The sequence below is a fragment of the Roseibium aggregatum genome (genome assembly GCF_017309185.1).
GTDB classification, from domain to species: domain Bacteria; phylum Pseudomonadota; class Alphaproteobacteria; order Rhizobiales; family Stappiaceae; genus Roseibium; species Roseibium aggregatum_B.
Genome location: NZ_JAEKJZ010000001.1, coordinates 231,465 through 251,221 on the forward strand (window position 1 = coordinate 231,465; position 19,757 = coordinate 251,221).

Here is a 19,757-nt window from a genome sequence, read left to right on the forward strand (position 1 = left end):
CCGGCGCGAACGGTTTCCTTGAAAATCCCGATTGTGCTTGCTGCGTTGCGGGTTTAGCTTGGAGCGCGCCGGCGCCTTCTCCGAGAGGTTTCCGCCGGTTGTCCCACGCTCCTGTTTCCGTAAAAGAGGCCCTTCATGGCGCAACTGCCGAATTCTCTCGAAGCCCGCGATATTGCCTTTCAGCTTCATTCCTATGCCGATGCCCGCCGTCAGGAGGAGGCCGGCTCGCTCGTGATCGAAAAGGGCGAGGGGATCTATGTCGAGGACATCAGCGGCAAGCGCTACATCGAGGGCATGGCCGGTCTGTGGAGCGTTGCCGTCGGCTTCGGCGAAAAGCGTCTGGTGGATGCCGCCACGCGGCAGATGGAAAAACTGCCCTATTACCATACCTTCACTTACAAGACCCACGGCCCTTCCGTTGAGCTTGCCGAAAAACTGATCGAGATGGCGCCGGTGCCCATGTCGAAGGCCTATTTCACCAATTCGGGGTCCGAGGCCAATGACACCGCGGTCAAGCTGATCTGGTACCGGTCCAACGCGCTTGGCCAGCCGGAGCGCAAGAAGATCATCTCGCGCGTGCGTGGCTATCATGGTGTGACGATCGCCTCGGCCAGCCTCACCGGCCTGCCGAACAACCACCGCTCCTTCGACCTGCCCCTGCCGCAGGTCCTGCACACCACCTCGCCCCATTACCGCACCATGAAGAAGGACGGTGAGAGCGAGACGGACTTCGCCAGGCGCTGCGCCCAGGATCTGGAAGACCTGATCCTGGCCGAAGGGCCCGAGACCATCGCGGCGTTCTTCGCCGAGCCGGTCATGGGCGCGGGCGGGGTCGTCGTGCCGCCGGAAGGCTACTGGGAGGCTGTGCAGCCGGTCTTGAAGAAATACGGCATCCTGTTTGTCGCCGACGAGGTCATCTGCGGCTTCGGACGGACCGGCAACATGTTCGGCACCGAGACCTATAACCTGCAGCCGGACATCATGACGCTCTCCAAGGCGCTGTCCTCTTCCTACCAGCCGATTTCCGCACTCCTGATCAACGATACGGTCTACCAGCCGATCGCCGATGAATCCCACAAGATTGGCGTGCTTGGCCACGGCTACACCGGCAGCGGCCATCCCGTCGCGGCCGCCGTCGCGCTGGAAAACCTGAAGATCATCGAGGAGCGCGACCTGGTCGGCCACGTGAAGGAAATCGCACCGACCTTCCAGAAGCGTCTCGCCGGCCTTGCGGCAAATCCGCTTGTCGTCGAAACCCGGGGCATCGGTCTGATAGGGGCGGCGGAACTTGCGTGGGAAGGCTTTGGCGATACGCCCGGAGCAATCGGCGGCAAGGCCAATGCGGTCTTCCTCGAGAAAGGCCTCATCTCCCGCAACATGGGCGATGCCATGGCTTTCTGCCCGCCGCTGATCATCGCCGAGGCCCAGGTGAACGACATGTTCGACATCGCCGAGGAAAGCCTGAAAGCGGTCGCGGACAGTCTGTGATGACAGCCCGGTCGATTGTCGGCACGATCAGCGGAACCTCCGCCGACGGCATCGACCTGGCGGGCCTTCTGACCGACGGCCGGACCGTGTCCCGGTTCGGCCCGTCGGAAACGGCGGCCTACAGACCCGAGACGAAGCGCCGGGTCCTGGCGGCCGCCGCGAACAAGGGCACGGGCCGGGAGGACTGGCCGGCCATCGCCGAAGCGGTGACGCAAGACCATGCAGACGCCATCGCAGCGTTTCTTGAAAAGCACGGCCTGAAGCCCGAAGCGGTCGTCTTTCACGGACAGACCGTCTGGCACGATCCGAAGGCCGGCGAGACGGTTCAGCTCGGCGATCCCCAGGGTCTGGCCGACGCGTTGGTTCTGCCGGTGGTTGGCGATGTCCGCCTGGCGGATATGGCTGCCGGCGGCGAGGGCGCACCGCTCGTTCCGGTCTATCACCGGGCCCTGGCGAAAACGCTCGTCGGGGAGGACCGCGAGCCCTTGTGTTTCCTGAACATCGGCGGCGTTTCCAACCTGACCTATATCGACGGCGACAATCTGATGGCCTTCGACATTGGACCCGGCAATGCCTTCCTGGACGATTGGGTCCGCCGCCACGGCGCGGGCGATTTCGATGCGGGAGGCGCGATTGCCGCACGGGGCAAGGTGGACGAGGTCTGGCTCGGGGAAGCCTTGAGACATCCGTTCCTGACGCAACCCGGCCCGAAGTCCCTCGACCGTTACAGCTTCTCGGCAGGTTTCGCCGAAGGTCTCGGTCTGGAAGACGGCGCGGCGACCCTTCTGGCCTTCACGGCACGCGCGATTGCCACGTCGGAAGCACTTCTGCCGAAGGTGCCGAAGCTTTGGCTGGTCTGCGGCGGCGGACGTCTCAATCCGGTCCTGATGGAAGCCCTCGACGCTTGCCTCTCCGGACAAGTGGTCTCCGCGGACGCGTATCGGATCGACGGCGATGCCCTGGAAGCCCAGGCCATGGCGTTTCTGGGCGCGCGGCTCATGGAAGGACTGCCGACGACCTTTCCCGAAACGACCGGGGCAAGCCGCCCGGTTGTCGGGGGGAAGCTTTATTTGCCGAATGATTGTGCGCCCATGCCAACGTGAATGGTCAGCGGAAACAGGATGCTGTCCGTGATCGGTCCGTCGGTGAGGTCCGTGGCTGCTCTCGCCGGAGGGAAGATGCAAGCAAATACCGCTGCCGTTCGCTCGGCCGAAGAGCTGGTGCGCCACCTGGAAGCGAAGGTTTGCGGCACAGAGGTGCTTGTTGTCGGCGTGTGCGGTGTCGCGGGAGCCGGAAAAACGACCCTGTGCCATCAATTGGTCGAAGCGTGTTCCTTCGATGCGGTCCGCCTGGACTGCGACCGGTTTTCGTCTCTGAGTCACGCCGAACGCCAAGCCCGGATCAGGGAAGCCAAGGCGGAGGGAAACCGGGATCGGATTGAGCTGACGGAAAATCCCAGGAACTGGTACTCATTCACGGATATTATCGCGGCAATCCGCGATCTGCGGTCCTGCCGCGTTCACACAAGTCACCGGGCCTGGAACAAAAAGACAGGCGAACTTGACGACACGTACCAAGTAACCTTGGCCGAAGCCGGTCCGTCGATGCTATTCTGCGACTGTATCTACCTGTTGCATCCGGCCATAAGAACGGAGCTGGATGTCGCCGTTCTGGTCGATACGCCGGGCAGCCTGGTGGCCGAACGCGGGCTCCTAAGATCGAAAGGCAATTCAGCTCTCGCAGCTTATGGAGAGACGCTACGGCGCAAATACTCTGTTCCCTATTTCAAGACCTTCGGAGGCCATGCCGATCTCATCTACAGAGCCGGCTCCTAGAAGGATTTCCTGCACCTGCAACGAAGTCGACGAGCCAATGTCCCGCACGATTTCCGATGCCAGACAAACGTTCCCTTCCGGCAATGCGAACCGGCCTCTCTTGCCTAAAGGTCTTCCACCGGCTAACCAGATTTCATGAACGGTTCTGAAATCTACCATCGGCTGATCGGGCTGATCGAGGACAGGGTGTTGAAGCCCGGCGACCGGTTGCGCGAGGCGGACCTTGCGGAGGAGTTCGGTGTCTCCCGCACGCCGATCCGCGAGGGGTTGAAGCGTCTGGAGGCACAGGGCCTTGCCGTGCACGAACCCAACCGGGGCATGGTGGTGCCGACCCTCGACCACGGCCAGATCAACGAAGTCTATTTCATGCGTGAGGTGCTGGAGGGTACAGCGGCCGGGCTCGCCGCCAAACACGCCTCGGAGCCCGAGATCGAAATCCTTCAGGATCTGGTGGAGGCGGACCGCCAGCGCATCGCCGACAAGGACAGCCTGGTGCGCTCCAACCGCGAGTTCCACCGCCGCCTCTGCCTCGCCTCCCACAACCGGTATCTGGTCGACCAGATTGAGCACCTGCGCCTGTCGCTGATCCTGATGGCCGGTACCACGCTCGATACGCCGGAACGGCGCGAGACGGCGGTGGAGGAGCATGCCGCGATCGTGAACGCGATTGCGGCGGGCGATGGCGAGGCCGCCGAAGCGGCGGCCAGGCGGCACATCGCTCACGCCCACAAGACACGGTTGCAGCAGATCTGATAAGCTGAAGCGAAGGTCCTGAATTTTCCACAGGACGGTACCCGCCGCCCTTGTGAACGCAAGGGGCCCTTGTTTGTTGGCGCAGATCTTCCCGAGGAGCCCGAGGCCATGGTTTCCCCGTATTTCCAGTCCGGTTTTTTTTCGTTTGTCTTCTGGTTGCTGTTTGTCTCCGTGACTATTGGTTCCGAAATTGTTCTAGCGGATGAAAATCTTTCCGACGCAATCGACGCGTGGCTTGCGGACGATGATGAACGTGCCATTCCAGCGCTCGCCGAGTTGGCCAAATCGGGAAACGTGGACGCGCAAATTCTACTCGGGCAGATCAACAGGCGGCCGGGCGCGCCGTCGAATTACCTTGGCGGTTTCAGCCGCAAGGAACAAAACGCCCTGATGAAAGCGCCGGGAGGACTTTCCGGTGTTCCCTGGCTCAGCGTCATTGAAACCGACAATCAAACGGCAGTAGCGCTCAGAAACGCGAGCGATCCGAAATTCCGGTTGAAAGGCATAGAGGCTCTGCTGGATCTTGAAGAAGGCGCCCCGACGATTTTACCGATCATCAAGCAACTGAACGATGGAAACTATGCCAAAACGATCAGGCTATCCGGACACGAGAATTTCCCGGCAGACGTTCGCTTCGTCGCATGGCTGGCCGCTTTGCTTGTCGACGAGAGCGAATACTCTGCCCAGAGAACGGCGTTATTGACCGAATGGGACGGCAAACTCGCGGAGTACGACGTTGGTGCTCTCATCGTCCTGCCGGGAAGCCAGTCACTCATGACGCCGGAAGAAGCCTCCGCGCTGGCTTCTCAGTTCGCCGTCGCAAAAGTCCTTCGGGCTCTCGCTTACGAAAGAGGAGACCTGGAACCGGTTTCATCGCTTCCGGGTGCGGATCAGGCAGATCGCGTGTTGCTGGAAGACGAAGCATTGAAACCTCTGGCCGGGCTTTGCGCCGACGAGTGTCCGCAGAGCGGCATAACCTGTGTTCGAACGTTGTACTACGGCGTTGGAGGTTTCATGGGCCTTCTTGCTCTCCAGACACCGCTGGAGCGCCTCATTCCGAGCGAGGTCTACCTTGGTAGCGAGCGCTACAAGTCGGACATCAAGCGGAAGGCCTTCATGACTGTTAACGAAAGCTGGGGCGCGAGGGCACTAAAGTTTTACGGGGCGAAAATCGATCGGCAAGCAGATCAATGCATCGTGAACAGCGTACTGGCCTCCTCCGGACAGTCCCGTTAGGAGTGGTGCAGCGCCTCAACACTCCACGATATTCACCGCGAGCCCGCCCTTCGACGTTTCCTTGTACTGTTCCATCATGTCCATGCCGGTCTGGCGCATGGTTTCGATGCAGCCGTCCAGTGGAACGAAATGGGAGCCGTCGCCCCTCAGCGCGAGCGAGGCCGCTGTCACCGCCTTGACGGCGCCGAGGGCGTTGCGCTCGATGCAGGGAACCTGAACCAGGCCGGCGATCGGGTCGCAGGTCATGCCGAGATGATGTTCCAGGGCGATTTCGGCGGCGTTTTCGATCTGCTCGTTGCTGCCGCCGAGCGCGGCGCACAGACCCGCCGCGGCCATCGCCGACGCGGAGCCGACTTCTCCCTGGCAGCCGACTTCGGCGCCGGAGATCGAGGCGTTCGCCTTGATGATGCCGCCGATGGCGGCCGCCGTCAGCAGAAAGGTGCGGATGCCGGCCTTGTCGGCGCCCGGACAATGATCGAGGTAGTAGCGGGTCACGGCGGGAATGACCCCGGCGGCGCCGTTGGTGGGCGCCGTGACCACACGTCCGCCGGCGGCGTTTTCCTCGTTGACCGCCATGGCGTAGACGCCGAGCCAGTCGACCACGCTGTGTTCGAAGGGCGGGTTGCTGCGGCCTTCGCGGATCAGCTGCTGATAGATGTCGGCGGCGCGTCGTTTTACATTCAGCCCGCCTGGCAGGATGCCGGACTGGCTGATGCCCCGGTTGATGCAGGAATCCATCGCCGACCAGACCCGGTCGATGCCCGCCTCGACCTCTTCCGCTGTCTTGTCGCTGCACTCGTTCTGAAATTTCATCTCGGCAATGGAAAGCTCGGCTTCCTTGCCCATCTGAAGCATCTGTTTCGCACTGGCGAAGGGGAACGGCACGTCCTGGGTCTTGAGTTCGTTCACCGGTTCGTTCGTGGTCTTGCGCAGCTCCGCCTCGCTGACGACAAACCCGCCGCCGATGGAATAATAGACGAAGCTGTCGATGACGGCGCCGGACGCATCCAGAAGATGGAAGGTCATGCCGTTGGCATGGAGCGGCAACGCCGGTCCGTAGTCGAAGATCACGTCCCGGCCGGGATCGAAGGTGAGTTCCGGCAGTCCGGCGATCGCCAGCCTTTTGTCGCGCTCGAGCGCGTCCAGCATCGGCTCGACCGCGTCCGGGTCCAGCGTGTCGGGCTTTTCGCCTAGCAGGCCGAGGCAGACAGCCTTGTCGGTTGCGTGACCCTTGCCGGTGAAGGCCAGCGAACCATGCAGGGTGACGGTGAGGCGCGCGGCTTTCGCCTCGGCGCCGGAAAGGCCGCGCAGCCTGTCCAGATAGCGGTGCACGGCGACCATCGGCCCGACGGTGTGAGAGCTGGAAGGGCCAATGCCGATTTTGAAAATGTCGAATACGCTGATGAACATCTGATCCGGATCGTGTCTCTCAGGTGGCGCCCCGTGCCACTCGGAAAAATCACCCTATCAGATAGCGTTGCGCACTTCGCCCTTCAAACGCGCATTTCTGTGCTGTTTGCGACACGCGTCCACCGCCGCGGGGGCAGGGTGAAAGACTCCTGCGATTACATTGCGGCGATACGCGACTGGGTTTCCAGCATGGACAGGAAGCGCGTTTCCGGAACCGGCTTCGAATAGAGATAGCCCTGAAACAGGTTGCAGCCGTTGTCCGACAACCAGCGCCGCTGGCTGATGGTCTCGACCCCTTCGGCGACAATGCTCGCGCCCAAGGCCGAGGCCAGCGACAGGACCAGCTTGACGATTTCGCCGCCGGTCTCGATGTCGTCCATGAACATCCGGTCGATCTTGATGCCGTCGATGGGGTAGTTGCGCAGATAGGCGAGGTTGGAATAGCCGGTGCCGAAATCGTCGATGACGATCCGGTAACCGGTCTCTTTCAGGGTTGTCAGGATGTCCTGCGCCTGCGGGATGTCGCCGAGGAGAACGTTTTCGGTGATCTCCAGGGAAATCAGGCTGGGGTCACAGCCCGTTTCCACCGGCATGCGCTGCATCCGATCGACAAACGCCGGATCGGAAAGCTGGCGGGGCGACACGTTCATGGACAACGGAACGTCGAACGAGAGCGCTTTCTGCCGCGCCTGCATCGCCGCGACTTCCCAGGCCACCCACAGGCCGATGTCGTTGATCAGTCCGCTTTCTTCAGCGATCGGGATGAACTCGTCCGGCCGGATGAGACCTCTTTCAGGATGCTGCCAGCGGATCAGCGCTTCGGCACCCACCACCCTGTCGTTGCTGGTTCTGGCAATCGGCTGATAGTGAAGGATGAATTCATTTTCCTCGATGGCCCGTTCCAGATCTTTCCGGATGGCGTTGTGCTCGTCGCGCAGGCGCCGCATCCGTTCGTGGAAACGGACGCATTTGTACTGCGGATCCGTTTTGGCCTGATAAAGCGCAAGGTCCGTGTGGCGCATGAGCTGCTCGATGTCGCGGCCGTCTTCCGGATAATGGGCATATCCGATACTGAGCCCGACATGCCTCGGCTTGCCGTCGATCATCTGGGGAGAGGAGAACGCCCCAAGAAGCGCCTGGCCGAACCAGTCGGGGCTTTGCCGGTCGTCCTCCTCCAGATGGCAGATCAGGAATTCGTCGCCGCCCAGCCGGGCCACGATGTCGTCCGGACCGGAAAGTTCCTTGAGTTTTTCGGACACCAGCTGGAGAAGCGCATCTCCGGCCGCGTGGCCCAGGGTGTCGTTGACCAGTTTGAAATCGTCGAGATCCACCAGATAGAATGTCGCCCGCTGGCCTTTTGCGAAGGCGGTCTGAAAAACCTCTGTAAGCCGTTCCTTGAGATAGGTGCGGTTGGAGAGACCGGTGAGTGCGTCGTGACTGGCGAGATACTGCGCCCGCTCCTTGGTCTCGTGCAGTTCCGTCACGTCGATTTCACTGACAAGATACGCCGGCTGACCGGTGACGGCATCGTGGCAGGCCCGGATCGTCATTTCGTGCCAGCGGGGCCCCGTCGTGGTCCTGATATTGGCGACCAGCCGTGAGTTGCGCTCGCGCTCGACGCGCCGCATCAGCACATCGCCTTTTCGAGGGTCGACGAATTGCCCCTTGAGCGTGGTGTCCAGTGAGCAGCAGGCCGCGCGGGAGGCCGTGTTCCGGTAGAGTGGAACACCCTCGACAGTGAACAGCGTGATCATCACGGTCGTGTGCAACAGGGCTTCGGCGCTGCGCACCGTTTCCGGCTGTTGTTCCTGATGGGGGCGGGCCTCGCAAAGCATCGCCATCCGTCCGTCGAAGAGGCGGACCCCCTTCATGTTGATCTGAAGAATCTGGGCCTTTCCTTTCGGGTAAAGGGTCCAGATCTCTTCGAAACTGACATCCTGACGGCAAAAATCCTGCTTGTACTGGTTCAGCCGTTCCTCGACGGCCGGCGACATGTCGGCGGACAGATCCCGTGACATGAGGTCTTCCAGGCCCTCGGCGTCCATGAAGTCCAGGGCCTTCTGGTTGGCCCACAAATACCGTTTGTGATCGAAATCGAATATCCAGACCCCGGTGTCGAGCCGGTCGTAGACCGACATGACAAGATCCAGGTCAAGCAGGCCTTCGGCAATGTCGACAGGCGTCAGATATCTGTTTTTTTTGGCTGCTTCGGTCATTTTCCGAACTTTGGTCAGCTTCGTTTCCCGGATCGACATGGATGGGCCGGATACCTTCATTCTCGCGAACCGCTAATCCTTATCGCGATTTGGTGAAGGATTTCTTCGATTTGACTATCGCAAATCCAAAAGCGATTCCCAAGGGAAAACAGTGCGGAAACTTGGATAGGTCTTTATAACTTCTGGTGTTTGTCTGAAACGCTTCATCGGCTTGGTAGAAATACTTAATTCCGGGGGCCGGTCGTAGGTCTGCCGGATCACACGGGGGCCGGCTCTTGCGTCAGGAAAGGCAAGGACGGAGCGAGCAGCTGCCTGTGGTCCTCATACAGACTATCGGAAATCGGGACAATCATGCGCTTTGCGCGGTGGAAGCCGAAGATTATGAGTTGATCGCGCGGCCAATAAAGTTAGAAGAGCTGCAAGCTGCGCAGGCTCCAGCGGCTTTACGGTTGCTATTTTTGACCGTTTCGCAGCGGATCGGATACATAAGATTGCTCTGGATTGAGTAAAAGGAGCGTGAATGCTTGAGCTTGACGGGCTCGTCATGAACTTCGACGGCTTCAGAGCGGTTGACGGTTGCTCGTTTCGCGTCGGCGAAGGCAGCATCACCGGATTGATCGGGCCCAACGGAGCCGGCAAGACAACGCTGTTCAACCTGATCGCCGGCGCCTTGCAGCCGACCAGCGGAACGATCCGCTTCCTTGGCGAGGATGTGACCGCTCTCGCCAGCCATCAGCTGTTTCACAAAGGTCTCGTCCGCACCTTTCAGATCCCACATGAGTTTCACAAGCTGACCGTGCTGGAAAACCTGATGATGGTGCCGCCTTCCCAGCCCGGTGAAAATCTGCTGGCCAACTGGTTTTCCTGGCGCCGGGTTAGCTCCGTCGAAACCGAAGTCGAGCGGAAGGCCTACGAAACCCTGGGGTTTCTCGAGTTGACGCACGTGGCGCACGAGCGGGCGGGAAATCTTTCCGGCGGCCAGAAGAAGCTCCTCGAACTCGGGCGCACCATGATGACCGATGCCCGTCTTGTGCTGCTGGACGAACCTGCCGCGGGTGTGAACCGGACCCTGTTGCGCAAGCTGGAAACCAAGATCGAGATCCTGAACAGGGAACGCGGATATACCTTCATTCTGATCGAGCACGACATGGAAATGATCGAAAAACTCTGCGATCCGGTGATTTGCATGGCGGAAGGCAAGGTGCTGATCGAAGGCGATTTCCACGCCGTCCGCTCCAATCCGCAGGTTCTGGAAGCCTATCTCGGGGAAACGGCGGGAGGCGCCGCATGACAGCGCTTCTGGCTATGGAGGAGATCACGGGCGGCTATGGCGATGCCGACATTCTTCTCGATGTCTCGCTAAAGGTTGGAAAAGACGAGATCGTCGTCATTGTCGGCCCCAACGGCGCGGGCAAGTCGACCGCCATGAAATCGGTCTTCGGCCTTCTGACAATCCGGGGCGGGAGGATGATGTTCGACGGCGACAACATCACCGGCTGGGCACCGAACCGCATCGTCCAACGCGGTATCTGCTACGTGCCTCAGGTCGACAACATCTTCCGCGAAATGTCGATCCACGAGAACCTGGAAATGGGCGGTTTTCTGAAAAAGGGCGATCTGTCGGCCGCGTTCGACCGGGTCTACACCCTGTTCCCGGATCTGAAGGAACGGCACAAGACCCTGGCGGGAAGCCTGTCGGGAGGGCAGAGACAGATGGTTGCGATCGGGCGGGCCCTGATGCTGGATCCGAAGCTGCTCTTGCTGGATGAACCGACCGCCGGTCTGTCGCCGAAATACATGGAGCAGATTTTCCAGATCTGCCGCGACGTGCGCGACACGGGCGTCGCCATTCTTCTGGTCGAGCAGCACGCCAAACAGGCTCTTGCCTTCGCCGACCGGGGCTATGTGCTGGCCGCCGGCAAGAACCGCCATGAGGGCACGGGCGCGGACCTTCTGGCGGACAGGGAAGTCGCCGAAATGTTCCTGGGGGGCTGACCGGTATGGACTTTCTTGAACTGCTGAATTTCTACGTCATCCCGGGCATCGTGATCGGCTCCATTTATGCGCTGGGCGCGGTCGGGATCACGTTGATCTTCGCGATCCTGCGCTACGCTCATCTGGCTCACGGCGATCTGGCGACCCTGGGGGCCTTCGTCGCGCTGGCGGTGGTTTCGGGCCTCGGAGTGTCTCCGCTCGCCGCCTTGCCTGTGGCGATCGTGGCAACCGCGGCCGTCGCGGTCGGTATCGACAAGGTCTTTTACGAGCACCTGCGGGAGAGGCCGAAAATCGTGACCGTGATGGCTTCGCTCGGGATTGCCCTGATGATCCGCTCCGTCGTTCAGGTGTTCTGGGGCGTTGACACCCAGACCTATGTGCGCGGCATTGTCCGGCCCGAGGATTATTTCGGCCTGCGTATCCGCGACCGGGAGATCTACACGGTTCTCGCCATGCTGCTTCTGGTGGGCGCCCTGCAGGTCTTTCTGACCCGCTCGAAATGGGGCAAGGCCATGCGCGCCATGTCCGACAATCCCAATCTGGCGCTGCTGTCGGGGATCGACAACAAGAAGGTGGTCGTGCTGACCTGGGTCATCGCCGGCGGCCTTTGCGCGGCGGCCGGGTTCTTTCTCGGGCTCAACACCGAGCTGAAGTCCCTGATGGGCTGGAGCATGCTTCTGCCCGTGTTCGCAGCCGCCATTCTGGGGGGCGTCGGCCGGGTGGAGGGCGCGGTTCTCGGCGGTCTGATTGTCGGCGTCGCCGAAGAGCTTTCGGTGCTCTGGATCCCGAGCGAATACAAGGCCGGCATGGCCTTCGTCATCCTGCTGTTCATGCTGCTCGTGCGCCCGACCGGGCTGCTCAGGGGCAAGGTGCTATAGGGAGAGGGAGACGGAAATGGAAATTCTGGGTCTGGTCAACTATGCCCTCTTCATGGCGATCTTCATCGCCATCTACGCTCTGCTGGCGCTGGGTCTCAATATTCAGTGGGGCTTCGCCGGCCTCTTCAATGCTGGGATCGCCGGCTTTTTCGCGGTTGGCGCCTATACCTCCGCCATTCTCACGAGCCCGGCGGCGGCGGACCGCATCGGCGGTTTCGAACTGCCCTTCGTGGCCGGCTGGATCGGAGCCATGTGCGCGGCCGCACTGGTCGCCTGGCCGATCGGCAAGATCTGTCTGCGCTTCCGCTCCGATTACCTGGCGATCGCGTCGATCGGGATCGCGGAAATCATCCGCCTTGTCATCAAGTCGGAGCCGGTGCTGACCAATGGCGCGCGGGGAATCTCCAGTATTCCGCGCCCGGCGGGGGATCTCGGCTACATGGAATCGCAGGCCGCCTACCTTGTCATCGTGCTGGCCGTGCTGGTCGCAGTCTATTTCCTGGTGGAACGGCAGTTCAACGCGCCGTGGGGGCGCATGATGCGCGCCATCCGCGACAATGAGCCGGCCGCGCGGGCAATGGGCAAGAATGTCGAATACCGCCGTCTGGAGGCCTTCATCTTCGGCTCCGCCCTGATGGGGCTCGGCGGGGCGCTCTTCGCCCATTTCAACCGGTCGATCACTCCGGAAGCCATCGACCCGATGGTGGCGACCTTCCTGGTCTGGATCATGCTGATCCTCGGCGGGTCAGGCAACAACCGGGGCGCCATCCTGGGCGCGGCGGTGGTCTGGATCATCTGGTCGGTTTCGGAGATTGCAACGGACCGTCTTCCGCATGAATATGCGGTCCAGGCGAAATACATCCGCCTGTTCCTGATCGGACTCATGCTGCAGCTCGTCCTGCGGTTCAGGCCCGAAGGGCTGCTGCCGGAACCCTTGCGAGGGGACAGGCGGGCGGCACCAACCGAAAGAGACCGGAGTTGACCGGTCAAAGCGCGCGCGAGCCATCGAGAGCGTGTCCTTGAAGTCTCTAAGTCCCGGCGAAGACCGGATAATTGAGGAGGTACTTTTTATGAAAACCAGGTTTCTGGCCCTTGCTGGCGGTCTGATGGCTGCGACGGCGCTCGCAAGCGTGCCTGCGAAAGCGGACGTGAAGATCGGCCTTATCGGGGGCGTCTCCGGCCCGATCGCCGCCATGGCGCCGGCCATGATCGACGCGTCGCAGCTTGCCGTTCAGCAGGTCAACGAGCAGGGCGGCATCGGCGATGGCGAAAAACTGGTCGCGGTCGTCGGCGATAGCGCCTGCAACCCGCAGAACGGCACGGACGCGGCCACCAAGGCGGTCAACATCGAAGGCGTCGCCGGCATTGTCGGTCCGCACTGCTCCGGAGCGGTTCTGGCCGCCGCGGGGTCCGTGACCATTCCGGCGGGCATCGTCATGATCACGCCGTCCGGCACGTCTCCGGAAATCACCTCCCTGGAAGACAAGGGCACCGTCTTCCGCACGGTTCCCTCCGATGACTACCAGGGCCGCGCGCTGGCGCGTACCATGAAGGACATGGGCTACGAAAAGGTCGCCGTCGCCTATCTGAACAACGACTACGGCACCGGCCTGGCCAATGCCTTCAAGGCGGAATTCGTGGATGAGCTGAAGGGTGAAATCACCCAGTTCGCGGCCCATGAAGACGCCAAGGCCTCTTACCGCTCCAACCTTGCGGAACTCGCCAAGGGCGGCGCCGACACGCTGGTCATTTTCGACTATGGTGACGGCTCCGGCCTGACCATGTTGCGCCAGGCTCTGGAAAACGGCTTCTTCGAGAAATTCGTCGGCGGCGACGGCATGAAGTCGGAAGCCATCATCAGCGAACTCGGCGCGGAAAACCTCGGCTCGTTCGTCTCGTCCTCTCCGGTCGGCGCAAAGTCCAAGTCGCTCGACGTCTTCAACGAGGCGTTCAAGGGCATTGGCGGCGATCCGGACGCGATCTTCGCGACCACCTCTTACGATGCGGCTTTCCTGATGGCGCTGGCCCTGGAAAAAGCCGGCGGCAAGAAGGAGGGCGTCGCGGCGGCGATGCTGGAAGTCTCCAATGGCGAGGGCGAACCGATCCTTCCCGGCGAATGGAAAAAGGCCAAGGAACTGATCGCGGCCGGCTCGGCCATCGACTACAAGGGCGCCGCCGGCGATCACAATTTCGACGCCAACGGCGACGTCCCGGGCACCTACGCCCTCTGGGAAGTCGGCTCCGACGGCTTCGAACTCGTGACGGAAATGAAATAAGGCCCTTCTCTTCAGAATGGCATTGCGCGACACCGGCGGTTCGAGAGGACCGCCGGTTTTGTTTGAGATGACGCCATCTCGGCGGTCTTTCCGGGCAGGTGGGATGCGCACCGGACGCTGATCCGGCATGACGCCCTGCTGCGCTTTTCATTACTTACTCCTGCCCCCAAAAACCGCTATACACCCCGCCATGCGTGATCTGGATGTTCTTGTGCTTGGCGGCGGTGCGGCCGGGCTGATGTGTGCGATTGAGGCGGCGAAACGCGGGCGCAAGGTGCTGGTGGTCGACCATGCGAAGCGGCCCGCGGAGAAGATCCGCATTTCAGGCGGCGGGCGCTGCAACTTCACCAATCTCAATTGTTCGCCGGCTAATTTTCTGTCGGAGAACTCTCGGTTCTGCGTGTCCGCGTTGAAGCGGTACACCCAGCACGATTTCCTGAAGCTCGTCGAGAAGCATCGCATCGCTTTTCACGAGAAAACCCTCGGCCAGCTCTTTTGCGACGACAGTGCCAAAGAGATCATTCGAATGCTGCTCTCCGAGCTGGAAGCCGCCGGGGGAGCCCTGCAGCTCGAAACGGAGATCAAGGCGGTTCAGAAGCCGGACGAGTGGTTTTCCGTGGCGACTTCAAAAGGTCCTCTCAGGGCAAAGTCGCTGGTTGTGGCGACCGGCGGGCCGTCGATCCCGAAAATGGGAGCGACCGGCTTCGGCTATGAGCTCGCGAAACAATTCGGCCTGAACGTGGTCCCGCCACGCGCCGGGCTCGTGCCGCTGACCTTCTCGGATACCAACAGGGACCTCTGCGGGCGCCTCGCCGGCGTCTCCGTCGATGCGGAAGTCTCGTTTCGGAAGACGACCTTCCGGGAAGGGCTGCTCTTCACCCATCGCGGTCTCTCCGGCCCCTCCATATTGCAGATTTCCTCCTACTGGCGGGAAGGCCAGCCGATCTCTGTGAACCTTCTGCCGGATCGGGACCTTTTCGATTTTCTGCGCGCGGCCCGCAAGGAGACGCCGAAGCAGGATCTGAAGACCGCGCTCGGGGCGCTGTTGCCCAACCGTCTGGTGGAAGAGCTTGCGAATGCCTTTCAGCTCAAGGGACGGCTGGCGGACCAGTCCGACAAGGTGTTGCGCCGGGCGGCGGAGCAGCTCAACCGCTGGCAGCTGACGCCCGTCGGCACCGAGGGCTACCGTACGGCGGAGGTGACGCTCGGCGGGGTCGACACGAAGGAGCTGTCCTCGAAGACCATGGAAAGCGCCAGGGTGCCGGGGCTCTTTTTCATCGGAGAAGTGGTCGATGTCACCGGCCATCTCGGCGGGTTCAATTTCCAGTGGGCCTGGTCGTCCGGCCATGCGGCGGGGCAGGTTGTTTAGCGGGATTGCTTCTGAGACCGTAAAAAACCAAAATACAGGACGTTCGTGCGAGCGACCGGGACAAGGGTGAGAGTTCCTGGTGCCTGTGGTTCTGTTCAGTGTCATCCCGGCCGAGCGGAGCGAGAGCCGGGACCCACTCGCCTAACCTATTGCCAACGCATTATTTCAGACTGTTCTGCTCTGGTAATGAGTAGGCCCGTATCTTCGCTTCGCTACGTCCGGGGTGACCGCGGAGGAAGGTGTGGGCTGTCTGGACGACCATCGGAAAGCATGCGCTGCTCAATTCATCAGCTAACTATCTGACTGCATAAACGCGCCGAATTTTCGCGCCGCAGCATTTTTTGATGACCGTTCCTCATGTGCCGGTATATAAAATGGCAAACGGGGGAATGAATGAAGCGTGTGACGATCCACGACGTGGCCGAGGCGGCAGGCGTCAGCCTTGCCACTGTCGACCGGGTGCTGAACGGCCGGCCCGGCGTGCGCAAGACGACCATCGCGAAAGTGAAACAGGCCGTCGACACGCTGAACTACAAGCCGGACGTCTTTGCCGCCGGTCTGGCCAAGAAGCGCACCTATCGTTTTCACTTTCTCCTGCCGAACGGCCCGAACGCCTTCATGGAAGACCTGACCAGGGAGGCCACGTCGCACGCGGAAACCATGAGCGGCGACCGCATGCATGTTCACGTGGAGCCGATCGATGCCTTTGACGGCCACCGGGTCGCCGGAACGCTCGCTCTGCTCGACCACACCGTCTGCGACGGCGTTGCCGTGGTCGCACCCGCCTTTCCGGAAGTGCGCGCCGCCATCGACCGGCTGCAGGACAGGGGCGTGCCGGTTGTCACCCTCGTCTCCGATCATCCGGCCTCCAATCGGCGGCATTTTGTCGGTATCGACAATGTGGCGGCGGGGCGCACGGCGGGCCGGCTGCTCGGCCGCTTTCTTCCAAGGCAACCGGGCAAGATCGCCATTGTCGCCGGGTCGCTGGGGCTCCGGGACCATGCCGAGCGTTATCAGGGCTGCCGGGAGGTGATCGAGCAGGACTATCCGCACCTGGACCTTCTCAAGGTGCGCGAAGGGCGAGACGACAACGCCCGCAACGCGGATCTGGTCGCCCGGCTTCTCAAGGAGAATCCGGAGCTTGCCGGGCTCTACAATATAGGTGCCGGCAACCGAGGAACCATCTCGGCGCTGAGCGCTTCCGGGCAGGCGGAGAGCGTCGTCGTCGTCGGCCATGAGCTTACGCCCTATACAAGGGAAGCGCTTCAGGCCGATGTGTTCGACGCCGTGATCGCCCAGGATCCAGGCCATGAGATCCGCAGTGCCATCAGAGTGCTGAAAGCCCTGTGCGACGGCGTTCCGATCATCGACGGGCAGGAGCGTATTGGCATCGACGTCTTTTTGAAGGACAATCTGCCTGCCGTGACCGACCGGCCAGACAGCACAGAGTAATTCCCGGCAACGACAACGAACAACGAGGGGCGAACCTCTCGCGGGGATCTTCGGGAGGGAAAATGACTAACGTACCTCAAAATATCGTCAATCCGATCCTGCCGGGCTTCAATCCGGATCCGTCCATCTGCCGTGTCGGCGAGGACTATTACATCGCCACCTCGACCTTCGAATGGTTTCCGGGCGTGCAGATCCATCATTCGAAAGACCTCGGGAACTGGCGGCTGTTGACCCGTCCGCTGACCCGTCCGGAACAGCTCGACATGCGCGGCAATCCGGACAGCTGTGGCATCTGGGCGCCGTGCCTGACCCATGCCGACGGGGTTTTCTGGCTTGTCTACACCGACGTCAAACGCCATGACGGCTCGTTCAAGGATGCGCACAATTACCTCGTCACGGCGCCGGAGATCGAAGGTCCGTGGTCCGATCCGGTCTATGTCAATTCGACCGGCTTCGATCCATCTCTTTTCCATGACGACGACGGCCGCAAATGGTTTCTCAACATGATCTGGGACTACCGGGTCGGCTACCACTCGTTCCAGGGCATTCAGCTTCAGGAATATGATCCGGTTGCAAAAAGCCTGACGGGCCCGGCCCGGAACATCTTCAAGGGAACGGAACTGGGACTTACGGAAGCACCCCATCTCTACAAGCGCGACGGCTGGTACTATCTGCTCACCGCAGAGGGCGGCACCGCCTATGGCCACGCGGCGACGCTCGCGCGGGCAAGGCGGATCGGTGGCCCCTACGAGCTGCACCCGGACAAACATGTCGTCACCTCGCGCTTTTTTCCCGACAATCCGATCCAGCGCGCCGGCCATGGAGATCTCGTTGAAACCCAGAACGGAGAAACCTATCTGGTCCACCTGATGGGCCGCCCGCGTCCGGGGCAGAACCGCTGCCAGATGGGCCGGGAAACCGCGATCCAGAAATGCGTCTGGGGAGAAGACGGCTGGCTGCGCCTGGCAACGGGTGGCATGGAGCCGCAATCGGAGGTATCGGGTCCGGACCTGCCGTCCCATCCATTTGCGCAGGAGCCCGACCGGTACGATTTTGACGGACCGGATCTGCCGCTGCCGTTCCAGTGGCTGCGCACGCCTTATCCCGAGCGTTTGTATTCCCTGTCGGAGCGGCCCGGTCACCTGCGTCTCTTCGGGCGCGAATACGTCGGAAGTTTCTTCGAGCAGGCTTTGGTTGCGCGCCGCCAGACGGATTACGACTTCGAGGCGGAAACGCGAGTCGAATTTCAACCCGTGAGCATTCAGCAGGCGGCGGGGCTGATCGCCTATTACGGACGCTACCAGTTCTTCTTCCTTGCAGTCACCCTTCACGAGCAATTGGGGCGCGTGCTGACAATCCTGTCCTGTCCGGGCGATTATCCCGGTGGTTTCCTGGAGGCGCCGCTCGACCGGCCGGTCAGTCTGCCCGATAGGGGAGCCGTGGCCATGAAGGTGACCGTCGAGGACATGGCCCTGCGGTTCTTCTACCGCGTGGAGGGGCTGGAAGACTGGCAGCGTATCGGCCCGGTCTTCGACGCAACGATTCTCGCCGACGAATCGGGCCGTGGGCCGCACTCGAATTTTACCGGCGCGTTCGTCGGGATGCACGCCATGGACGGGTCGGGAGCGGGGCAACCAGCCGACTTCGATTATTTTGGCTACCGAAATTTTACCTGACGTTCCCTTTCGGCAGCTAATCGGCACGAAACGTCAAAAAGTTACGCAAAATGGTCAAGAATTGCATTGACCTTTCGCGACCGGCACCTCATATCTTATCGCATGCGTTTGACACAACAGACCAACTATGCGGTGCGTGCGCTCATGTACTGCGCCGTCAACCCGGACAAGCCGAGCAAGGTCGCGGATATCGCGGCGAGCTTCGACATGTCCGAAACCCACCTCTTCAAGATCATGAAGGTTCTGGTCGATGCCAATCTGATCAAGACCATTCGCGGTCGCAATGGAGGCGTCCTGCTGGCCCGGCCAGCGGAAGAGATCTCGGTGGGAGAGGTTGTTCGGGCCGCTGAGGAAAGCTTCCTTCTGGCGGAGTGTTTCGATTCCGGCCGCAAGGACTGCCCCTTGATCATGTCCTGCGGCTTCAACGGTCTTTTGCACGAAGCGCTTGAAGCGTTCATGGAAGTTCTGGACGCCAAGTCCATCGCGGATCTGTCCGAGGACCGCTTCGGAATGCGCGACCTGCTCAAGATCGAGGGCCCTGTCGAAGCCCCGATGGCCGCCAGCGCCTGATTTTCTGAAAAAAAAACCGCTGTAAACGGCCAAGGCGTCACCGCAATCTCGGTGCATGACGATCTACTGAAAGCTCTCGCCGTAATTCCGGACAGGATGCCGACAAGCGGCGTTGCGTGAGTCGGAATTCAGACGTCAGCGCGGGCGACAGCGATCCCTGGTTCTTTTATCTATTTGTTATGATTTGAGGAATGAGTGCCTTCGGCGCTGATGATATCTGGCTTCCGGATCTGCGCTCGGGAGGCGCCTCACTTGTCCGGAATGAAGATTCAAGGGATAGCCGACAATCCGAAGCGCCGCCGCAAGGTTGGCGCTTTTTATTTTGTCTTTCGCGTCAGGAAAGGCCGGGCTGGCTAGCCGCTGAGGGAGAGGAGAGGGCGGTTGGCTTGCCTGGCATTTGGCACCCTGACGGATCAGGGGTCCTGACGCACCGGAATCAGAGGACGCGATTTCCAATTCCGTTTCGATCAGGCATTGCCTTGATAGGAAAACTTGAGTATGAGTGTCAAGTATAAAGTTGAGTAAATTACTCCACTTTTTAATCGTTCAAAACTAGCCGTCCCGGAACACGCCTCCGGGACAGTCACTCAGGCCAAGGACCGA

General features: G+C 61.1%; 16 protein-coding genes. 14 read left to right on the forward strand and 2 right to left on the reverse strand.

Annotation, left to right across the window (positions count from 1 at the left end; all coding sequences use genetic code 11):
• Positions 1–135: 135 nt before the first annotated feature.
• The 5 genes from JF539_RS01110 (at position 136) to JF539_RS01130 (ending at position 5,312) form a co-directional block, all read left to right on the forward strand.
• Positions 136–1,488, forward strand: a complete 1,353-nt coding sequence (locus tag JF539_RS01110; protein ID WP_207138314.1) for an aspartate aminotransferase family protein — start codon at positions 136–138, stop codon at positions 1,486–1,488.
• Positions 1,488–2,591, forward strand: coding sequence for an anhydro-N-acetylmuramic acid kinase (locus tag JF539_RS01115; protein WP_207138316.1), 1,104 nt, complete (start codon positions 1,488–1,490; stop codon positions 2,589–2,591). Before JF539_RS01110 ends, JF539_RS01115 begins: the two co-directional genes overlap by 1 nt.
• Positions 2,592–2,666: 75 nt before the next feature.
• Positions 2,667–3,323 carry a hypothetical protein gene (locus tag JF539_RS01120; protein ID WP_207138318.1) on the forward strand — a complete coding sequence of 219 codons (657 nt, stop codon included), beginning with the start codon at positions 2,667–2,669 and terminating at the stop codon, positions 3,321–3,323.
• A gap of 135 nt (positions 3,324–3,458) precedes the next feature.
• Positions 3,459–4,076, forward strand: a complete 618-nt coding sequence (locus JF539_RS01125; RefSeq protein ID WP_207138320.1) for a GntR family transcriptional regulator — start codon at positions 3,459–3,461, stop codon at positions 4,074–4,076.
• Between the two features lie 156 nt (positions 4,077–4,232).
• Positions 4,233–5,312: a hypothetical protein gene (locus JF539_RS01130; RefSeq protein ID WP_207138321.1), complete on the forward strand. Its 1,080-nt coding sequence runs from the start codon at positions 4,233–4,235 to the stop codon at positions 5,310–5,312.
• A 15-nt stretch (positions 5,313–5,327) separates the two neighbouring features.
• Here JF539_RS01130 and JF539_RS01135 read toward each other — a convergent pair whose 3' ends face one another.
• Both JF539_RS01135 and JF539_RS01140 read right to left on the reverse strand, forming a co-directional pair.
• Entirely contained in the window at positions 5,328–6,722 is a 1,395-nt protein-coding gene (locus JF539_RS01135) for an L-serine ammonia-lyase (protein ID WP_207138328.1), read from the reverse strand.
• 155 nt (positions 6,723–6,877) lie between these two features.
• Positions 6,878–8,938: a putative bifunctional diguanylate cyclase/phosphodiesterase gene (locus JF539_RS01140; protein WP_207138330.1), complete on the reverse strand. Its 2,061-nt coding sequence runs from the start codon at positions 8,936–8,938 to the stop codon at positions 6,878–6,880.
• Positions 8,939–9,458: 520 nt separating this feature from the next.
• Between JF539_RS01140 and JF539_RS01145 the strand changes: the two genes are divergently transcribed.
• From JF539_RS01145 to JF539_RS01185, 9 genes are all read left to right on the forward strand, one after another.
• A complete protein-coding gene (locus tag JF539_RS01145; protein ID WP_207138332.1) occupies positions 9,459–10,229 on the forward strand; it encodes an ABC transporter ATP-binding protein in 771 nt (256 codons plus the stop codon).
• Positions 10,226–10,933: an ABC transporter ATP-binding protein gene (locus tag JF539_RS01150; protein WP_207138334.1), complete on the forward strand. Its 708-nt coding sequence runs from the start codon at positions 10,226–10,228 to the stop codon at positions 10,931–10,933. The genes JF539_RS01145 and JF539_RS01150 overlap by 4 nt, the downstream gene beginning before the upstream one ends.
• Before the next feature lie 5 nt (positions 10,934–10,938).
• A complete protein-coding gene (locus JF539_RS01155; protein ID WP_207138336.1) occupies positions 10,939–11,811 on the forward strand; it encodes a branched-chain amino acid ABC transporter permease in 873 nt (290 codons plus the stop codon).
• 16 nt (positions 11,812–11,827) lie between these two features.
• A complete protein-coding gene (locus tag JF539_RS01160; RefSeq protein ID WP_207138338.1) occupies positions 11,828–12,793 on the forward strand; it encodes a branched-chain amino acid ABC transporter permease in 966 nt (321 codons plus the stop codon).
• A gap of 88 nt (positions 12,794–12,881) precedes the next feature.
• The gene (locus JF539_RS01165; protein WP_207138340.1) at positions 12,882–14,087 is read left to right on the forward strand and encodes an ABC transporter substrate-binding protein; all 1,206 of its coding nucleotides are present in this window, start codon (positions 12,882–12,884) and stop codon (positions 14,085–14,087) included.
• A gap of 190 nt (positions 14,088–14,277) precedes the next feature.
• Positions 14,278–15,456 (forward strand): NAD(P)/FAD-dependent oxidoreductase, encoded by a 1,179-nt coding sequence (locus JF539_RS01170; protein WP_207138344.1) that lies wholly within the window; start codon positions 14,278–14,280, stop codon positions 15,454–15,456.
• Between the two features lie 393 nt (positions 15,457–15,849).
• The gene (locus tag JF539_RS01175; protein ID WP_207138346.1) at positions 15,850–16,908 is read left to right on the forward strand and encodes a LacI family DNA-binding transcriptional regulator; all 1,059 of its coding nucleotides are present in this window, start codon (positions 15,850–15,852) and stop codon (positions 16,906–16,908) included.
• A gap of 62 nt (positions 16,909–16,970) precedes the next feature.
• On the forward strand, positions 16,971–18,584 hold the full coding sequence (locus JF539_RS01180; RefSeq protein ID WP_207138348.1) for a glycoside hydrolase family 43 protein: 1,614 nt from the start codon (positions 16,971–16,973) through the stop codon (positions 18,582–18,584).
• 102 nt (positions 18,585–18,686) lie between these two features.
• A complete protein-coding gene (locus tag JF539_RS01185; protein ID WP_207138349.1) occupies positions 18,687–19,154 on the forward strand; it encodes an Rrf2 family transcriptional regulator in 468 nt (155 codons plus the stop codon).
• The last annotated feature ends 603 nt before the right edge of the window (positions 19,155–19,757 follow it).

Bases quoted from the DNA above. Each gene is read 5' to 3' on its own strand.
- JF539_RS01110 (WP_207138314.1), top strand. From the start codon at position 136: ATGGCGCAACTGCCGAATTCTCTCGAAGCCCGCGATATTGCCTTTCAG.
- JF539_RS01115 (WP_207138316.1), top strand. From the start codon at position 1,488: ATGACAGCCCGGTCGATTGTCGGCACGATCAGCGGAACCTCCGCCGAC.
- JF539_RS01120 (WP_207138318.1), top strand. From the start codon at position 2,667: ATGCAAGCAAATACCGCTGCCGTTCGCTCGGCCGAAGAGCTGGTGCGC.
- JF539_RS01125 (WP_207138320.1), top strand. From the start codon at position 3,459: ATGAACGGTTCTGAAATCTACCATCGGCTGATCGGGCTGATCGAGGAC.
- JF539_RS01135 (WP_207138328.1), bottom strand. From the start codon at position 6,722: ATGTTCATCAGCGTATTCGACATTTTCAAAATCGGCATTGGCCCTTCC.
- JF539_RS01140 (WP_207138330.1), bottom strand. From the start codon at position 8,938: ATGACCGAAGCAGCCAAAAAAAACAGATATCTGACGCCTGTCGACATT.
- JF539_RS01145 (WP_207138332.1), top strand. From the start codon at position 9,459: ATGCTTGAGCTTGACGGGCTCGTCATGAACTTCGACGGCTTCAGAGCG.
- JF539_RS01150 (WP_207138334.1), top strand. From the start codon at position 10,226: ATGACAGCGCTTCTGGCTATGGAGGAGATCACGGGCGGCTATGGCGAT.
- JF539_RS01155 (WP_207138336.1), top strand. From the start codon at position 10,939: ATGGACTTTCTTGAACTGCTGAATTTCTACGTCATCCCGGGCATCGTG.
- JF539_RS01160 (WP_207138338.1), top strand. From the start codon at position 11,828: ATGGAAATTCTGGGTCTGGTCAACTATGCCCTCTTCATGGCGATCTTC.
- JF539_RS01165 (WP_207138340.1), top strand. From the start codon at position 12,882: ATGAAAACCAGGTTTCTGGCCCTTGCTGGCGGTCTGATGGCTGCGACG.
- JF539_RS01170 (WP_207138344.1), top strand. From the start codon at position 14,278: ATGCGTGATCTGGATGTTCTTGTGCTTGGCGGCGGTGCGGCCGGGCTG.
- JF539_RS01175 (WP_207138346.1), top strand. From the start codon at position 15,850: ATGAAGCGTGTGACGATCCACGACGTGGCCGAGGCGGCAGGCGTCAGC.
- JF539_RS01180 (WP_207138348.1), top strand. From the start codon at position 16,971: ATGACTAACGTACCTCAAAATATCGTCAATCCGATCCTGCCGGGCTTC.
- JF539_RS01185 (WP_207138349.1), top strand. From the start codon at position 18,687: ATGCGTTTGACACAACAGACCAACTATGCGGTGCGTGCGCTCATGTAC.